We start from the raw sequence: 370 nt of genomic DNA on the forward strand, positions 1-370 counted from the left end.
CGGGTTGCTGCTCGATCCGGGCGCGGATGATCCCGGGAACGGCGGCCACCTGCTCGACCGGGGTCTGGTAGGTGACCCGGATCGAGAACACGATGCGCCGTTGTTGCATGCGCTTGTAGTTCTGGATCGTCTGCGTGAGCAGTTCCGTGTTCGAGCAGACGATCTGCTCGCCGCCCAGGCTGCGGATGCGGGTAGTCTTGAGGCCGACATGCTCGATGCTGCCGGCCACCGCCCCGAAGACGATGAAGTCGCCGGCCTCGAATGGCTTGTCCAGGCCGATGGAGATCGAGGCGAACAGGTCGCTCAGGATGGTCTGCACCGCCAGGGCCACCGCCACGCCGCCGATGCCGAGGCTGGCCACCAGCGCGGT

General features: G+C 66.8%; 1 protein-coding gene. It reads right to left on the reverse strand.

The genetic code is table 11. The features are described from left to right. Window positions 1–361 (reverse strand): mechanosensitive ion channel domain-containing protein (locus tag RCF13_RS01745; protein ID WP_308140765.1); only part of this gene is annotated, 361 nt, incomplete at its 3' end. Window positions 362–370: the final 9 nt, after the last annotated feature.

It is taken from the genome of Stenotrophomonas maltophilia group sp. RNC7 (assembly GCF_030910085.1).
In the GTDB taxonomy this organism is placed as follows: Bacteria; Pseudomonadota; Gammaproteobacteria; order Xanthomonadales; family Xanthomonadaceae; genus Stenotrophomonas; species Stenotrophomonas sepilia.